The sequence below is a fragment of the Streptosporangium vulgare genome (assembly GCF_042428775.1).
GTDB lineage: Bacteria > Actinomycetota > Actinomycetes > Streptosporangiales > Streptosporangiaceae > Streptosporangium > Streptosporangium vulgare.
The window spans coordinates 265,767-281,390 of record NZ_JBHMBS010000009.1 but is presented as its reverse complement, the minus strand read 5'-3'; the positions used below and the strand labels follow the sequence as shown (position 1 = coordinate 281,390).

General features: G+C 71.4%; 14 protein-coding genes. 9 read left to right on the top strand and 5 right to left on the bottom strand.

From position 1 onward, the window contains the following. The first annotated feature begins 51 nt into the window (after window positions 1–51). Both ACFFRH_RS20995 and rpsT read left to right on the top strand, forming a co-directional pair. Window positions 52–969 carry a glycoside hydrolase family 18 protein gene (locus ACFFRH_RS20995; protein WP_386158848.1) on the top strand — a complete coding sequence of 306 codons (918 nt, stop codon included), beginning with the start codon at window positions 52–54 and terminating at the stop codon, window positions 967–969. A 168-nt stretch (window positions 970–1,137) separates the two neighbouring features. Continuing rightward, complete coding sequence (rpsT, locus tag ACFFRH_RS20990) at window positions 1,138–1,410, top strand: 30S ribosomal protein S20 (protein ID WP_344742697.1); 273 nt, start codon at window positions 1,138–1,140, stop codon at window positions 1,408–1,410. A gap of 318 nt (window positions 1,411–1,728) precedes the next feature. Here the strand turns inward: rpsT and holA are convergent, their stop codons facing one another. Then, a complete protein-coding gene (gene holA / locus ACFFRH_RS20985) occupies window positions 1,729–2,700 on the bottom strand; it encodes a DNA polymerase III subunit delta (protein ID WP_386158844.1) in 972 nt (323 codons plus the stop codon). Between the two features lie 109 nt (window positions 2,701–2,809). Here holA and ACFFRH_RS20980 point away from each other — a divergent pair, with 109 nt between their 5' ends. Then, window positions 2,810–2,965, top strand: coding sequence for a hypothetical protein (locus tag ACFFRH_RS20980; RefSeq protein ID WP_344742699.1), 156 nt, complete (start codon window positions 2,810–2,812; stop codon window positions 2,963–2,965). A 41-nt stretch (window positions 2,966–3,006) separates the two neighbouring features. Here ACFFRH_RS20980 and ACFFRH_RS20975 read toward each other — a convergent pair whose 3' ends face one another. From ACFFRH_RS20975 to hutI, 4 genes are all read right to left on the bottom strand, one after another. After that, window positions 3,007–5,334 carry a ComEC/Rec2 family competence protein gene (locus tag ACFFRH_RS20975; RefSeq protein ID WP_344742700.1) on the bottom strand — a complete coding sequence of 776 codons (2,328 nt, stop codon included), beginning with the start codon at window positions 5,332–5,334 and terminating at the stop codon, window positions 3,007–3,009. Window positions 5,335–5,506: 172 nt separating this feature from the next. Beyond that, window positions 5,507–6,193, bottom strand: coding sequence for a ComEA family DNA-binding protein (locus ACFFRH_RS20970; RefSeq protein WP_386158839.1), 687 nt, complete (start codon window positions 6,191–6,193; stop codon window positions 5,507–5,509). A 307-nt stretch (window positions 6,194–6,500) separates the two neighbouring features. Further along, window positions 6,501–7,370, bottom strand: coding sequence for a DegV family protein (locus tag ACFFRH_RS20965; RefSeq protein ID WP_386158837.1), 870 nt, complete (start codon window positions 7,368–7,370; stop codon window positions 6,501–6,503). Window positions 7,371–7,591: 221 nt separating this feature from the next. Continuing rightward, window positions 7,592–8,800: an imidazolonepropionase gene (gene hutI / locus ACFFRH_RS20960; protein ID WP_386158834.1), complete on the bottom strand. Its 1,209-nt coding sequence runs from the start codon at window positions 8,798–8,800 to the stop codon at window positions 7,592–7,594. An 864-nt stretch (window positions 8,801–9,664) separates the two neighbouring features. Between hutI and ACFFRH_RS20955 the strand changes: the two genes are divergently transcribed. Genes ACFFRH_RS20955 through ACFFRH_RS20930 form a run of 6 tightly spaced genes read left to right on the top strand, consistent with a single transcriptional unit; the run spans window position 9,665 to window position 15,574 of the window. Then, complete coding sequence (locus tag ACFFRH_RS20955) at window positions 9,665–10,549, top strand: STAS domain-containing protein (RefSeq protein WP_386158831.1); 885 nt, start codon at window positions 9,665–9,667, stop codon at window positions 10,547–10,549. Beyond that, on the top strand, window positions 10,549–10,929 hold the full coding sequence (locus ACFFRH_RS20950) for an STAS domain-containing protein (protein ID WP_386158828.1): 381 nt from the start codon (window positions 10,549–10,551) through the stop codon (window positions 10,927–10,929). The genes ACFFRH_RS20955 and ACFFRH_RS20950 overlap by 1 nt, the downstream gene beginning before the upstream one ends. Beyond that, window positions 10,926–11,327: an anti-sigma regulatory factor gene (locus tag ACFFRH_RS20945; protein WP_386158825.1), complete on the top strand. Its 402-nt coding sequence runs from the start codon at window positions 10,926–10,928 to the stop codon at window positions 11,325–11,327. The genes ACFFRH_RS20950 and ACFFRH_RS20945 overlap by 4 nt, the downstream gene beginning before the upstream one ends. Next, window positions 11,315–12,325, top strand: coding sequence for an ATP-binding protein (locus ACFFRH_RS20940; RefSeq protein WP_386158823.1), 1,011 nt, complete (start codon window positions 11,315–11,317; stop codon window positions 12,323–12,325). Before ACFFRH_RS20945 ends, ACFFRH_RS20940 begins: the two co-directional genes overlap by 13 nt. Beyond that, the gene (locus tag ACFFRH_RS20935) at window positions 12,322–14,001 is read left to right on the top strand and encodes an ATP-binding response regulator (protein WP_386158820.1); all 1,680 of its coding nucleotides are present in this window, start codon (window positions 12,322–12,324) and stop codon (window positions 13,999–14,001) included. The genes ACFFRH_RS20940 and ACFFRH_RS20935 overlap by 4 nt, the downstream gene beginning before the upstream one ends. Then, the gene (locus ACFFRH_RS20930) at window positions 13,994–15,574 is read left to right on the top strand and encodes a SpoIIE family protein phosphatase (protein ID WP_386158817.1); all 1,581 of its coding nucleotides are present in this window, start codon (window positions 13,994–13,996) and stop codon (window positions 15,572–15,574) included. Before ACFFRH_RS20935 ends, ACFFRH_RS20930 begins: the two co-directional genes overlap by 8 nt. Window positions 15,575–15,624: the final 50 nt, after the last annotated feature.

Here is a 15,624-nt window from a genome sequence, read left to right as displayed (position 1 = left end):
CGGTTTCTCGCTATGGTGGCGGCCCTGCTCCTCGCGCTTCCAGGAGTGGCCGTGGCCACCCTCACCCTGCAGTTTACCGGGACACCCGCCCCATGGGCGAAGACGACCGGCCACGACGCCCTGTGGCTGGGCCACGCGTGGGTCGACGGCCGCAAGACGGCCGAGGACGTGCGCACCCTCGCCGCCCGGCTGCGAAAGACCGGGATCAAGGACGTGTACGTCCATTCTGGCCCGTTCGACCCCGACGGGACACTACCCGCCGGCAAATATCCGAAGGCGGCCGACTTCCTGAGGTGGTGGCGCGAGGAACTCCCCAAGATCAGGGTGTCGGCCTGGCTCGGCCAGAAGGTCGACGGCGTCCTGGACCTCGACGACGCGGCCTCCAGGCAGCGCGTGCTGGACGGCGCCCGCGCGATCACCGCGCTCGGCTTCGACGGCGTCCACTACAACTTCGAGCCGATCGGCGACGGCGACACCGACTTCCTCGACCTGCTGACCCGGACCCGCGCGATCGTGGGCGACGGCCTGCTCTCCACCTCGACCCCGCAGATCGAGCCGTTCCCGCTCGTCCGCCCGGCCGCGCGCGCCGCCACCGGCCACGACAAGTACTGGTCCCCCGAGTACTTCCGCCAGGTGGCGAAGCTCACCGACCAGGTGGCGATCATGACCTACGACTCCTACCTCCCCTTCCCCTCCGTCTACGGCGGTTACGTCGTACGGCAGAGCTCGCTGGCGCTGGACCTCGTCCCCGAGGAGAAGACGGTGCTGATCGGCGCCCCGGCCTATCACGACCACGGCGTCTCCTGGGCGGACGAGGCCGAGAGCGTCGAGAAGGCGGCCAGGGGCGCCCGGCTGGCGCTGACCTCGTACGGCAAACCGCGCGAGCGGTTCGGCCTGGCGCTCTACGTCGACTTCGCCGCCACCAAGGAGGACTGGGCGGAGTACGAGAAGTTCTGGTTCAAGCCGTGAGCATTCCGGTCCGAGCCATCATGACCACACGCTAAACTGATCAGGCATCCTTCTGCCCGGCCTGTCGATTTGAGTGTCGGCCACGGCAGTTGGTAGCCTAGTCAACTGCGTGTGGCGCGCCCTCTCTGCCCGCGCGCCCCATCCAACGACATTCACCGAGGCTTCTTCGTGGCGAACATCAAGTCCCAGATCAAGCGCAACCGGCAGAACGAGAAGGCCCGGCTGCGTAACAAGGCTGTCAAGTCTTCCCTGAAGACGGCCATCCGCAAGTTCCGCGAGGCCGCCGACCAGGGTAACGTCGAAGAGGCCGCCGTGCTGCAGCGCGCCGCCTCCCGTCAGCTGGACAAGGCCGCCAGCAAGGGCGTGATTCACAAGAACCAGGCCGCCAACCGCAAGTCGGCGATCGCCCAGCGCGTCGCCACCCTGTCGGTCGCCAAGTAGCTCCAGTTCTCGCGAACGCCGCACCCCTCGGGGATGCGGCGTTCTTGCGTCTCCGGCCGGTTTCCCGGTGCGCCCGAACGCCCGTCTCTCGGCCCGGACGGGCTCTCCCCGGTGCGCCCGAACGCCCTGTCTCGCGTCTCAGGCGGGCTCTCCGGCGCGTCCAACGCCCCGTCTCGCGCGTCTCGGCGGGCCGCCGAATGCCCCCGGTCTCGCGTCTCAGGCGGGCTCTCCCGTACGTCCGACACCCCGGTCTCGTGTGTCTCAGACGGGCCGCCCAACGTCCAGCCTGTGTCTCAGGCTGGCTCTCCCCCGGTGCGCCTAACGCCCCGTGCGGCTGGCGACCACGGTCTGGACCATGTGCTCCAGCGCGTACGCGGGGTCGGCCCCGCCGCCCTTCACCTGCGCGTCGGCGGTGGCGGCGGCCTGGATCGCACGGGCGAGCCCCTCGGGGCCCCAGCCGTTCAGCTGCCGCTGGACTCGGTCGATCTTCCAGGGCGGCATGCCGAGATGGCTGGCGAGCTGGCCGCCCCGGAGGTTGCGGGGCGCGCCTCCCACCTTGGCCAGCGAGCGCAGCCCTCCGGCGAGCGCGCTCACCAGCAGGACCGGTGCCGTACCGGTCGAGAGCGCCCAGCGCAGCTGCTCCAGGGCGTCGCCCAGCCGCCCCTCGACGGCCGAGTCGGCCACGGTGAACCCGCTCACCTCGGCCCTGCCCCGGTGGTAGCGCGCGACGGCGGCCTCGTCGATCGCCTTGCCGGGAGTGTCGAAGGCGAGCTGGCTGCACGCGGCGGCCAGCTCACGCAGGTCGTTGCCCACGGCGTCGAGGAGCGCGGCGGCGGCGTCGGCCCCGATGGTGCGCCCGGCCCGCTTCAGCTCCGCCTTGACGAACGCCAGACGCTCGGCCGGTTTGGTCACCTTGGTGACGGAGACCACCTGGGCTCCGGCCTTCTTGACCCCGTCGACCAGGGCCTTCCCCTTGACACCTCCTGGGTGGACGAGGACCAGCACGGTCTCGTCCGCCGGGTGGGCCGCGTAGGAGACGACCTCGGCGATGACGTCCTTGCCGAGGTCCTGGGCCGAGCGGACGACCACCACGGACCTGTCGCCGAACAGGGAGGGCGACGTCATGCGGGTGAGCTCTCCGAGCTCCATCTTCGAGCCGGGGAGGTCGTGCACCTCGGCGGTCGGGTCGGCGGCCTTGACCGCCGAGGTCACCTCGCTCACCGCACGGTCGGCCAGGAGCTCCTCGTCGCCGAGTATCAGGATCACGGGTGCCGGATCGGTTGCCGCCATGTCGAGCAGCATGCCATGCCCCGGTGACCGGATGGGCACCGGCAAGTCGTTCGCAATCGAAATGCAGGTGCCGCCAGGCACCATGAGAACAACACAGGAGGTGAGAACCATGACAAACTCCACCATTCGCCGCCACGCCTGCCCCCGCTGCGGAACGTCCCTCGACGAGGGGCCGATCATGTACCGTTGCGCGAGCTGCAGCCGGTCGGTCTACGCCGCCGACGTGGACACCGAGTTCCGCCGCCCGGCCAGAACCGGCGCCTGACCCGCACCACGTGGCCGAAGCTCGCCCCTGCTCGTCCCTGTTCACCCCTGTCGTCCCGGGCCGGGTGCCTGGCGCCCGCCCGCCGACGGGGCCGCGCGCCCCCGGGCGATGACCGCCAGAGCGCCCTCGCGGACCACCACCGCGAGGTCTCCCGACAGATCCGTCCGGTAGGCGCGCACGCCGAGCCGGCGCAGCGCCGCCAGGGTCGACGGGGCGGGGTGACCGTAGCCGTTGTCCGCCCCCACACTGATCAGGGCGGCACGGGCACCGGAGGCGGCGAGGAAGGCGGGGTCGTGCCTGCCCGATCCGTGGTGCGGAACCTTGAGGATCTCGGCGGGCGGCAGGCCACGCCGGAGCAGCTCGGCCTGAGCCTCGGTCTCCACGTCTCCGCTGAGCAGGGCCGACCCCACGGCCCAGCGGACGTGCACCACGACGCTGGCGTTGTTGACGGCCGCCCCCTCGCCCGCGCCGGGCGGGGAGGCCTCGGCCGTCGGACCGATGACGGTGAGTTCCGAGGGCCCGAACCGCCAGCTCGCACCGGGCCTCGCCGCCCACTCGACCACGTGGCGGCGGGCGAGATCCGTGCTCAGCCTCACCCCCTCGCGCTCTCCGGCACCGTGCGGGGTCACCACCACCGCTCCCACGGCGCGCCCGCGGAAGACACCGTCGAGACCTCCCACATGGTCGAGGTGCGGATGGGTGAGAACGACCAGCGGCACCTCCACGACCCCCATGGAGCGCAGGCAGCGGTCCACCGGCACCGGGTCAGGACCCGCGTCCACCACCACGGCCCGCCCCGGCCCCGCGGCGACGAGCAGAGCATCTCCCTGGCCGACGTCGCAGGCCACGAGCAGCCATCCACGGGGCGGCCAGCGTGCCACGATCGGCGCGGCCACCGTCACGGCGAGAACCAGGCCGGTGAGGACCGCCAGGACGATCAGGCGTGGCCCCCGGTGCCGCAGCACCAGCACGGCGAGTGGCACGGCACCGGCCAGCAGGAGCAGCCCGGTGACGCCGCCAGGCCACGGGATCACGCCCAGCGGGAGCGGCGCGGTGTGCTCGGCCACTTCGATGATCCATCCGGTGGCCAGCCCCGCCGGTCGGACCAGCAGCTGGGCGAGCCCCATGTGCAGGGGGGCGATCAGCGCCACCGCGAAGCCGAGCAGGGTGGCGGGGGCCACGGCCGGGCCCGCGAGCAGGTTGGCCGGGATCGCCACCGGCGCGAGCTGTCCCGACATCAGGACCAGGACGGGGGTGACGGCGACCTGGGCGGCGGCTGCCACGGCGGTCGCCTCGGCGAGCCACCGGGGCATGCGGGTCGAGAGCCTGTCGCGCCAGCCCGGGGCGAGGACCAGGATGCCCGCGGTGGCCAAGACCGACAGGGCGAAGCCGTAGGAGCGGGCGAGGCCGGGGACGAAGAAGACCAGCCCCAGGACCGTCACCGACAGGGCCGCGACGCCGTCGCGCGAGCGGCCCGTGCCGAGGGCGAGGGCGGCGACCCCGCCCATCAGGAGGGCTCTGAGCACACTGGGCGAGGGCCGGGCGACGACCGCGAAGGCGACCATGGCCGCCGCCGCCAGCACCGCCCGCGCCGCGAGCGGCAGCCCGGCCGTCCTGGCCAGCGCGACCGCCGCCCCCGCCACGACGGCGAGGTTCGCGCCGGAGACCGCGAGGAGATGACTGAGGCCCGCCGCCTTGAAGTCGGCTTTGACCTGCTCGTCCATCCGGGACACGTCACCGACGACCAGGCCCGGCAACAGCCCGCGCTGCTCCGGTGGCAACACGTCGGCCGCCTCCCGCAACCCCGACCTGAGTGCCCCGGCCGCGCGTTGCTCCCAGGAGGGCCCGCTCAGGACCCGAGGCGCTCCCCTGACCAGCACCACCGCCGCGAGCAGCTCTCCGGGGTCGGCCCGGCCGAAGCGCCCGCTGACCTCCACCCGCTGGCTGGGCAGCAGGGAGCGCCATTCGGCGCCCGAGACGAACAGCACCACCGGAGCCCGCAGCATCGCCCTTCCCGCTCCCGTCCCGACCGCCTCGACCCGGGCGGGCACCACGAAACTCTCGCGCGGGAAAGGCCCTCCCTGTCGGCTCGTCGCCCGGGGGTCGTCGGTCACCACCACCTCGGCCGTCGCCGAGGCGTTCCTGCCCGCGAGGTCGGCGACCGGGCCCGTACCGACCGCGTGCACCCGGAAGGCCACCGACCCCGCCACCGCGGCGGCGCATCCCAGGACCGCGATCACCGCGTTCCGCGGGCCCGCCGCTCTCTGAGCCGGGGTCAGGACGGCCACGGCCAGGGCACCCGCGGCCATGAGACCGGCCGTCACCGCACCGGTCGCGGCCGAGCGGCCCAGCAGGACGAGGGCGGTCATCCACGAGACCGCCGCCGGAAGGACCAGCTGCGTGGCATGCGCGCGCCACCCCTGCTCCTTTCCGGAACCGTCCGGGTCTCCCGGCCCCCCGCCCCCTCCGGACGACCTCCCGTATCCTCTGGAGCCGCCGAACGGGGCGAACCGCGTCATGACCGCCCTCGCGGCCGGGGCGTCAAACACGGGTCTTGTCCCGCATCTCTGCGTATTTCCGGTCACCTATCCCGTTCACGTCGCGGAGCTGCTCGACGGAACGGAAGCCGCCGTGCGCGTCGCGGTATTCGACGATCCGCTGGGCGAGCACCTCGCCCACGCCCGGTAGCTGCTCAAGCTGCTCGGGGGTGGCGGTGTTGAGGTCGACGACGGCGCTGGCGGGATCCACGGGATTCACCGGATTCACCGGGGGCGCCGCCGCGGCGGCCGTGCCGGAAAGGCCGACGACGATCTGCTCGCCGTCGACGAGCTTGCGCGCGAGATTGAGGGATCCCGTGGCGGCTGCTCCACGGACGCCCCCGGCCTCCTGGACCGCGTCGGCGACCCGTGAACCACCGGGCAACGTGATCACCCCGGGCCGGCGGACCTTACCCGTCACATGAACGGTCAGCTCGGCGACCGGTGCGGGCCGCTGCCGCGAAGCGGTGACGGGCGCCGACAGCGGTGACCCGGCGACCGGCGTAGGTGGGGCCAAGGGCTCGGGCTCCGGCTGGGACCACCAGGCGTACACGCCGCCCGCGACGGTGGCCACCAGGGCGACGAGCAGCAGGAGGCGCAACCCTGGGCGGTCAGGACCGAGCGCGACCCTCTGGGTGGCCACGACCTTGCGAAGCGCCTCGAAGGACGGAGGGATGGGCGCCGAACGCATGCTCGCGGCGGGACCGCCGTGGACGACGACGTCCTCCGGCTCGCCCTGACCGCCTGGCCGTGCGTGCCTGCCCGGGCGCGGCACGCCGGCCGGACGGCATGGCGGGGGCACCGGGTCGGGTGATCCGCTCCCGGTCAGAGTCCGCAGCCGTGACTCTGCTTGGAAACACTCGGTGTTCTGGCCTGTGGTCCGCACCCGCAGGACGTTACGGAGACGGCGGCGAGCGCACTTTCACCGAATCCCGTTCTGGGGATAAAGGGGTGAGGGAGTAAGAGGGTAAAGGGGTTGTTCTACGGATCGGTGGATCTCACGGATTCGTGGACACCAGAGGCTCTCCGGCGGAGATGGTGATGCCGAGCATGCCGGGGCCGACGTGTGCGCCGATCACCGGGCCGACCTCGACGACGATGATGTCGGCGAGGGCGGGAACGCGCCGTCGCAGCCGTGCGGCCAGGGTGTCGGCGCGGGACTGGGTGGCGAGATGCTGGACGGCGACCTCCACCGGGCCCGTGCCCGCGGCCTCGACCGCGAGGTCTTCGAGGCGGGCGATGGCACGGCTCGCCGTACGGACCTTCTCCAGGGGAACGATCGTGCCGTCGGAGATGTGCAGAATCGGCTTGATCATCAGTGCCGAGCCGAGGAGGGTCTCCGCCGCGCCGATCCGGCCTCCCCTGCGGAGATACTCCAGGGTGTCGACGTAGAAGAAGCTGCGGACCGACTCGGCGCGGCGGCGGGCGGCGTCCGCCACCTCGGTCCGTGTCGCGCCCCGTGCGGCGGCGCTCGCGGCGGCGAGGACGGGAAACCCGAGCCCCATGGCGATGGACCTGCTGTCGACGACGTCGACCGGGACGGGGGAATGCTCGGCCCCCGCGCGGGCGGCCTCGACCGTACCGGACATCTCCGCCGACAGGTGGATGGAGACGATGCCGGTGGCGCCCCGGGCCGCCGCCTCGGCGTAGGCGTCCGCGAAACGGCGCGGGGCGGGCATGGAGGTCGTCACCTGGCCCCGTTCGCGCAGTGCGTCGCCCATGCTCGCGCCCTCGATCCACGCCGTGTCGTCGAGCGGCCGGCCTCCCACGACCATCTGGAGCGGCACCACGACGATTCCCCGGCGGGAGATCTCCTCAGGCGGGAGGTAGGCGGTGGAGTCCGTGACGACGGCGACCGGTGGAGACATGTCCAGAGATTACGTGGCGGAGATCACGCGAAGGAGACGGGATCGGCCTCCGCCCCCCGCGAGCGACGAGGAGCCCTTCGTGGACGACGCCGAACCGCTCGTGAGCGGCGAGGGGTCGCGCCGACGGGAGACCCCCGGGGGAAGGGCTCGCCGACAGGCGAAAGGGACCGGCAGGGCGGACAGGGGTTCGGTTCCGGGAGCGGAACTCCCGGAACGGGGAACTACTGGACGGGGGTGCCGCCGCGCCAGACCCGGCGGGGCTTGAGGCCGAAGGCCCAGGCGAAGGCGCCCTCGTGGTCGGCGTCCCACTGGACGATGTCGGCCAGGCGGCCGGGGGCGAGAACGCCGCGATCGGGAGCGCCGAGGACCGTGGCACCACCGAGGGTGGCGGCCCGGAGGGCGTCGCCGACGCTCATCCCGAAGGCCGCGACGGCGAGGCTGATGACCAGGGACATCGAGGTGATGCCGCAGTGCCCGGGGTTGTGGTCGCTGCCGAGGGCCACCGTGACCCCCTGGGCGAGCATCCGGCGGACCGGAGGCAGGCTGCCACGCTGGAGGGCGGTCCCGGGGCAGACCACGGCGGGGACGCCGTAGCGGGCCAGGATCGCGATGTCCTCGTCGGTGGTGTGGTGGAGCAGGTCGGCGGAGGCGCAGCCGAGTTCGGCGGCGAGCTGGACGGCGCCGCGCCGGGTGTAGGCACCGGCGTGCAGGCGGGGCAGCAGGCCGACGTTGCGCCCGGAGGCCAGGACCCAGCGGGCCTCCTCCGCGGTGAAGTGGCCCTCGTCGCAGTAGACGTCGACACCGTCGGCTCCCGCCGCGGCGGCGTCGGCGCACCAGGCGCCCACGGCCTCGACGTAGTCGCGCTGGCGGCCGAAGTATTCGGGCGGGACGACGTGCGCGGCCATGAAGGTCACGTGCACCCGCGGCATCATCGGCTCTTTCTCCAGCTCGCGCAGGAGTCGCACGTCGGCCAGCTCACCGTCACGGGTGAGGTGGTAGCCGGTCTTGGCCTCGATGGTGGTGGTACCGCTGAGCAGCCAGTCGCGGAGCCGCTCGCGGACGCCGTTGCAGAGCGTCCAGGGGTCGGTGCCGCGGGTGACCGTCACGGTGGAGCCGATGCCGCCGCCCGCCGCGGTGATCGCGGAGGGGGTGGAACCGCTGGAGCGCATCGCCATCTCGGCGTAGCGGTTTCCCGCGTAGACCGGATGGGTGTGCGCGTCGATCAGGCCGGGGGTGACCAGCGCGCCGCCCAGGTTCTCGACGTGGTCGTCGTCGACGATGTCGTCGACGACACCGGGCACGCTCTGCGGGAGATCCGCGGCGCGGCCGACCCAGGCGATCCGGTCGTTGTGGACGAGGATCGCCGCGTTGCTGAACACGTCGTTTCCGGTCCAGAGCCGGCCGATGTTGGTCAGGAGGCGGACCGTCATCGCATCACCGCCTTGTGTTCAGGGGAAGACACGCGGAGGAGGACCACACCCGGACGGGGCGAGCCGCCCCGGACGTCGCCGGGCACCGTGCCCTTCAAACCCGCTGTGAGTCCGGACGGCATCGGGGGTCTCCTGCTCTCATCCGCGTATCTGCTGTGCGGCGACAGTATCGCCGAGATCATGATCGGGCGATTTCAGTTCAGTTACGTTATTTCACAAGTCGGCCCGCTGTACAGGCTAATTGGGAAGAACGCCGCCCCTCCGCGACCGCACCTCACCCGTCGGCTCGACGATCACGCGTGGCGTTGAGCAACTTTCCACAGCTCAGACTACTTCTTCATCGCTTGTAACAGTAGTCACCAGAGCAACTTGCGTCATAACATCTCGCTAGATTTGCCTTATGGTAGCAATCCAAGCCTTGGGCGACCACTGTCACTTTTGAGGCTTTTGTACGTTTTCTTGCTCTTGTAGTGCAGCCCTACCGGGCCCCTCGATGCAAGTTTCACCATTGAAACGCCGTTCGCCACCACTCTAGGCTGACATCCGCAGGGCTCACGCCCCCCGATCGCCCCTCGATCACCCCTCGATCACCCCTCGATCACCCCTCGACCGCCCCTCCGCACCGCTCCCCCGGGGCCGCCCGCGATCCTCCAGGGGGTTCCGCCCTCCAGGGGCTCCGCGCGGGACACGCGTCCCTGGCACAACCGCGAAACCCGGGGTGCGATACGGCCGCGCCGGTCGCCTGACCTGGTCGCTCCGCCCTCCCGAAGCTCTGACCACGAGCGGGCCGCCGAACCCCCAAAAAGGGTCGTAAGCAGGACGTTCCATGTAGCCTTTCGTGCGAGTTGTCTCCAGGTCGTACGCATGGGAGTTGCCTTGTCCGTCCACGCGGACGCCGGTCGGCGTCGCATCGAAGAACTTTTCCAGGAGCACGAGGCGCGCATCCTCAAGCGCTGGCTTGAGATCGCCCGCTCCTCCACCGGCGGGACCGGCAATCAGGCGGATCACGGAGGGCTGGCCGACCAGTTACGCGAGCTCTACCAGGCGCTGCGCCAGTCGTTCGGCGACTCCGGCGACCTCAGCGACCTGCGCGGCCTGCTCGCCGAGCTCTCCCGAAACCGCGCCCGCCAGGGATTCACCCCGACCGAGACCGCGACCGTGGTGTTCGGCCTGAAGGAGGCGCTCTACGAGATCGTCGAGGAGGACGGCTCCCCGGAGGCGGTGCGAGGTTTCATCTGGTTCTCCCGGGTAATCGACGACCTCGGGCTCTTCACCATGGAGAGCTACGCGGCGGCCAGGGAGAAGATCATCATCGATCAGGCGGAACAGCTGCTGGAGCTGTCCACCCCGGTGGTCAAGCTCTGGGAGGGCATCGTCGCGGTGCCGCTGGTCGGCACGCTCGACTCGGCCAGGACCCAGGTCGTCATGGAGAAGCTGCTCCAGACGCTCGTCGACACCGGCTCCGAGCACGCGGTCATCGACATCACGGGCGTGCCCGCCGTCGACACCGAGGTCGCCCAGCACCTGCTCAAGACCGTGGTGGCGGCCCGGCTGATGGGCGCCGAGTGCGTGATCTCCGGCATCCGGCCGCAGATCGCCCACACCATCGTCACCCTCGGCATCGAGTTCGGCGACATCGTGACCAAGGCCACCCTCGCCGACGCGCTGGCCCACACGCTGCGGGCGAGCGGCGTCAAATTCGTCAAGGGCGGGGAGTCCCGCATCGCGGTACGGACGGTGGAGGGCTGATGGATCGCGTCCCCATCCTCAAGCTCGGCGACATCCTGATCGTCTCCATCCAGATCGACCTGCAGGACATGAGCGTGCTCGCGCTCCAGGAGGACCTGTCGGAGAAGGTGGTCGAGACCGGCGCGCGAGGGGTGATCATCGACATCACCGCCGTGGAGATCGTCGACTCCTTCATCGGCCGGATGCTGGCCACCATCGCGGCGATCTCCCGCATGCTCGACGCCGAGACGATCGTCGTCGGCATGCGACCGGCGGTGGCGATCACCCTCGTCGAGCTCGGCCTCTCCCTCGGCGGCGTGCGCACGGCGCTCAACCTCGAGAAGGGCGTCGCGCTGCTGAACCAGATCGAGAGCTCCCAGCGCTCCACGGCCGCCTGGTGACGACCGCGGAGGAGTTGCCCATCAACGTCAACGGCGACGTCGTGCTGGTCCGCCAGCACGTCAGGACCGTCGCCGTGAACGTGGGCCTGTCCCTGGTCGACCAGACCAAGGTGGTGACCGCGGCCAGCGAGCTGGCCCGCAACGCCCTGGTCTACGCCGGAGGCGGGCAGGTGCGCGTCGAGGTCGTCCACAAGGGCGTGCGGAAGGGCCTGCGGATGGTCTTCAGCGACAACGGCCCCGGCATCCCGGACATCGAGCAGGCACTGACCGACGGCTGGACCACCGGCGGGGGCCTCGGCCTCGGCCTCAGCGGCTCCCGCCGCCTGGTCGACGAATTCGACCTGGAGTCGACTCCCGGTGAGGGCACGTTGATCACGGTGACGAAATGGGCGCGCTGATCCACTCCCAGCGCGACACCTGGGTACGGGCGGAGGACGCCAGCGCGATCGGCGCACTTCGCCGTACCGCCGTGACGCTCGCGGAGATCCGCGGGTTCAGCGAGGAGGACACCGGGCGGGTCGCCGTCGCGGTGAGCGAGGCCGCCTCGAACCTGGTCAAGCACGCGACCGAGGGGGTCATGCTGATCCGCCCGCATCCGGAGCTGGACTCGGCCGTGGAGGTCCTCGCGATCGACCGGGGGCCGGGGATGCAGGACGTCTCGCGTGCCCTGCGCGACGGCTACTCCACCACCGGCACGCTCGGCATCGGGCTGGGCGGCATCGCCCGGATGGCCACCGGGTACGAGGTCCACTCCATCCCCAGCCGGGGCACCGTGCTCGGCATGTACTTCGTCGCGCAGGGCGCCCCGCGCCCCCCGTCCCGGGTGAGCGGCCTGACCCGCCCGATCGGCGACGAGACCGTCTGCGGCGACTCGTTCGTGATCACCGAGGAGGGCGCCACGACGACCGTGATGCTCTGCGACGGCCTGGGCCACGGCCCCGCGGCCGCGCAGGCCTCCCAGGAGGCGGTACGGCTGTTCCTGCGGCACGCGGACCTCGCCCCGGTAACCGTCCTGGAGCGCATCCACACCGGCCTCGGCCACACCAGGGGCGGCGCGGTCGCCGTGGCCCGCGTCGACGGCGCCACGGGGACGGTGAGCTTCGCCGGCCTCGGCAACGTCTCCGCCTGGATCGTCCACAACGACGGCCGCCAGGGAATGATCTCCGTCCCGGGCATCGCCGGGCACAAGGCCAGAACCCTGCGCCAGTACGAGTACACCCTGCCGCGGCACGGCGTCGTCCTGCTCCACTCCGACGGCCTGACCGAACGCTGGGACATCACCTCCTACCCCGGGCTCGTCACGCGCCTCCCCTCCGTCGTCGCCGGCACGCTGCTGCGTGACGCCGGGACCCGCAGGGACGACGCCTGCGTGGTCGCCGTGAGGCCGGGCGTATGACCGGGGACGAGCTGGTCCGGATCCACGTCCGGGACGACCAGGACGTCTTCGCCATGCGCAAGCTGGGCCGCGAGGTGGCGGAGAGCGTGGGGCTGGAGGCCCAGGACCAGATCCGGGTGGCCACCGCGCTGAGCGAGATCGGCAGGGAGTTCGTCGAGGCCGGCATCGACGTCTCCGTCTCCTTCCGGCTGGAGCGGGACGCCCTGCTCGTCGCCGTCGACTTCTCGGCGAAGACCGACTTCCGTCCGTCGGACGGCGTGACGCTGGCGGGGCGTCTCGTCGACCGCATCGAGTTCGATCCCGTCGAGGGAAGAATAAGCATGGTCAAACGGCTCCCGCAGGGCCGCAAGCCGAGACTCTCGGCAGAGGAGATCCGCGCCAGGATCGCCGACTCGGCGCCCACCACCGCCCTCGACGAGCTGCGCAGGCAGAACCGCGAGCTCGCCGAGACCCTGGAGGAGGTCCTGCAGCTCAACACCGAGCTGCAGGAGACCAACCAGGGGGTGCTGGCGCTCTACAACCAGCTGTCCGAGGAGCTGGAGGAGACCAACCGAGGCGTCGTGGCGCTCTACGCGGAGCTGGACGAGAAGTCCGCGCAGCTCCGGGCGGCGAGCGACGCGAAGAACAGGTTCTGGGCCACCGTCAGCCACGAGCTGCGCACCCCCCTCAACTCGATCATCGGCCTGGTCCGGCTGCTGGTGGGCCCCGGAGGGGATCCGCTCGCCGCCGAGCAGCTCCACCAGGTCAACCTCATCGGATCCTCGGCGGAGACGCTGCTGTCGCTGGTGAGCGAGCTGCTCGACATGGCGAAGGCCGAGGCGGGGAGACTCGACCCCCAGCCCTCCATGGTCGACCTGGTGGCCCTGGCCGAACGGCTGCGCATGACGCTGCGCCCCACCACCGGCAACGACGGGGTGACGCTCACGGTGGAGGTCTCGCAGGCGCCGCCGGAGATGCTGGTGGACGAGGTGATGCTCACCCGGATCCTGCGCAACCTGCTCTCCAACGGGCTGAAGTTCACCGAGCACGGCGAGGTCAAGCTGGAGGTGAGCCTCGAAGCGGCCACCCACGACCTGGTCTTCACCGTGACCGACACGGGGATAGGCGTGCCCGAGGAGCACCTGGAACGCGTCTTCGAGGAGTTCTTCCAGGTTCCCGGGCCGATCCAGGTGCGGAGCAAGGGGACCGGGCTCGGCCTGCCGTACGCCCGGCGGCTGGCGGAGGCGCTGGGCGGCGCGCTGCACCTGGCCAGCGTCGCCGGGTCGGGCACCACGGCCACCCTGCGGCTGCCCTACCGGCACGACGGGGCTCCCGTGGTCGGCCGGGTGCTCATCGTGGACGACGACGAGGAGTTCCGCGCCACCGTACGCCGGATGCTCACCGGGTTCGCCGCGTACATCGACGAGGCCTCCGACGGTCTGAGGGCGCTGGAGATGATGGAGGAGAACCCGCCCGACATCGCGCTGGTGGACCTGCTCATGCCCCGCCTCGACGGTACCGCGCTCATGCTGCGGATGTCGGACGAGCGGCTGCGCGACGTTCCCGTGATCGTCGTGACCGTCGCCACGTCGCGTCAGGTTCCGGAGAGGGCACACATGATGATCTCCAAGCAGACGCTCCGTCGCGACATCCTGCTGGAGGCGATCGGAAGCGCCCTCGGAACCGCCGATGAGTAACAACGGGGCGACAGTGCTGGTCGTGGACGACACCCCGACCAAGCTGTACATCCTGTCGAGCTGGCTGCGGCGCTCGGGACACCAGGTCGTGCAGGCCACCGGCGGGATGGAGGCGCTCGTCAAGGTCAGGGAGCTCCGGCCGGACCTCGTCGTCCTGGACGTACGGCTGCCCGACATCAGCGGCTACGAGGTCTGCGAGCAGATCAAGGCGGACCCGGCGACGTCCTCCATCCCGGTCATCCAGATCTCCGGGGCGGCGATCACCCCGGCCGACCGGGCGCAGGGGCTCGAACGCGGAGCCGACGCCTACCTGGCGGAACCCGTCGAACCGGACGAGTTCGCCGCGACGGTCGAGGCCACGCTGCGCTACTACCGCGCCCGGCAGCGGGCCGAGCTGATGGCCATGCGGCTCGCCACCCTCACCGAGGTCACGCTCTCGATGAACTCCGCCGAGACGTTCGACGAGCTCCTCGCCACGGCCGTCGAGGGAACCTCGCGAATCCTCGGGCGGCAGGCGGGCACGCTCGCCCTGCCCCCCGACGGCCGGACCCGCAGGTTCTCCGCCTTCCCTCAGCAGGACGCCGTCGCCAAGGCCGCGGCGCCGGACACGCTGCCCAGGCTGAGCGCGATGTCCCTGGGCGCCGCCGCGGGCACGCAGGTCTTCCCGGTGCCGGCCGCCGAGTGGCTGGATCTGATGCCCGACGCGACGCTCAGCGGCGACGTCTCGGCCGTGCTCTGCCGCACCAAGCTGGGCAGGCCCCCCGTCTACCTCGGGGTGGAGGGGTCGCCGCCGCTCGACGCCGACGAGTCCAACGTGCTGCGCCAGCTCGGCCAGGCCCTCGCCCTCGCCGTCGACGCGCTGCGGGCGTACGCCGAGGAGCACGCGATCGCCCTCACCCTGCAGCGCAGCCTGCTGCCGACGCGCATCCCCCAGACCCCCGGGCTCGCGATCAGCTGGCGCTACCAGCCGGCGGTCGACAACGTCGAGGTCGGCGGCGACTTCTACGAGATCCTGCGGCTGGGCCACCGGGTGCTCATCGCCATCGGCGACGTGCAGGGACACTCGCTGCTGGCCGCCACCGTCATGGCGGAGCTGCGCCACGCGCTGCGTGCCTCCGTCATCGGCACCTCCGACCTCGGCGCGTCGATGGCGCTGCTCAACGAGGTGCTGCGGCGCTACCACCCCGGCATGACCGCCACCGTGTGCCTGCTCCTGCTCGACCCGGCGACCGGGGAGATGGAGATCGCGAACGCGGGGCACATCCCGCCCCTCTTCATCGCGGACGGCCAGGCCCGCTACCACCGCCTGGGCAACCTCCTGCTGGGGGTGGCCGAGGAGACCTACCGGGTCGACCGGGTGAACGTCGCCGAGGGAAGCTCGGTGCTGATGTTCACCGACGGGCTGATCGAGGACCGCGACAAGCTCCTCGACGAGAGCCTGGAGATCGTACGGCACCTGGCGGAGCAGGTGAAGGAGGACCTGGAGGTCTTCTGTGACCGGCTGATCGAGCGGTTCGGCGCCAGGGAGGACGACGTGGCGCTGGTGATGTTCCGTCGCGAGACCCGTCGCTGAGGCCCTCCGCCACCACCGCGGGGCCTTCGCCGTACCGCCCCGGCGGGACG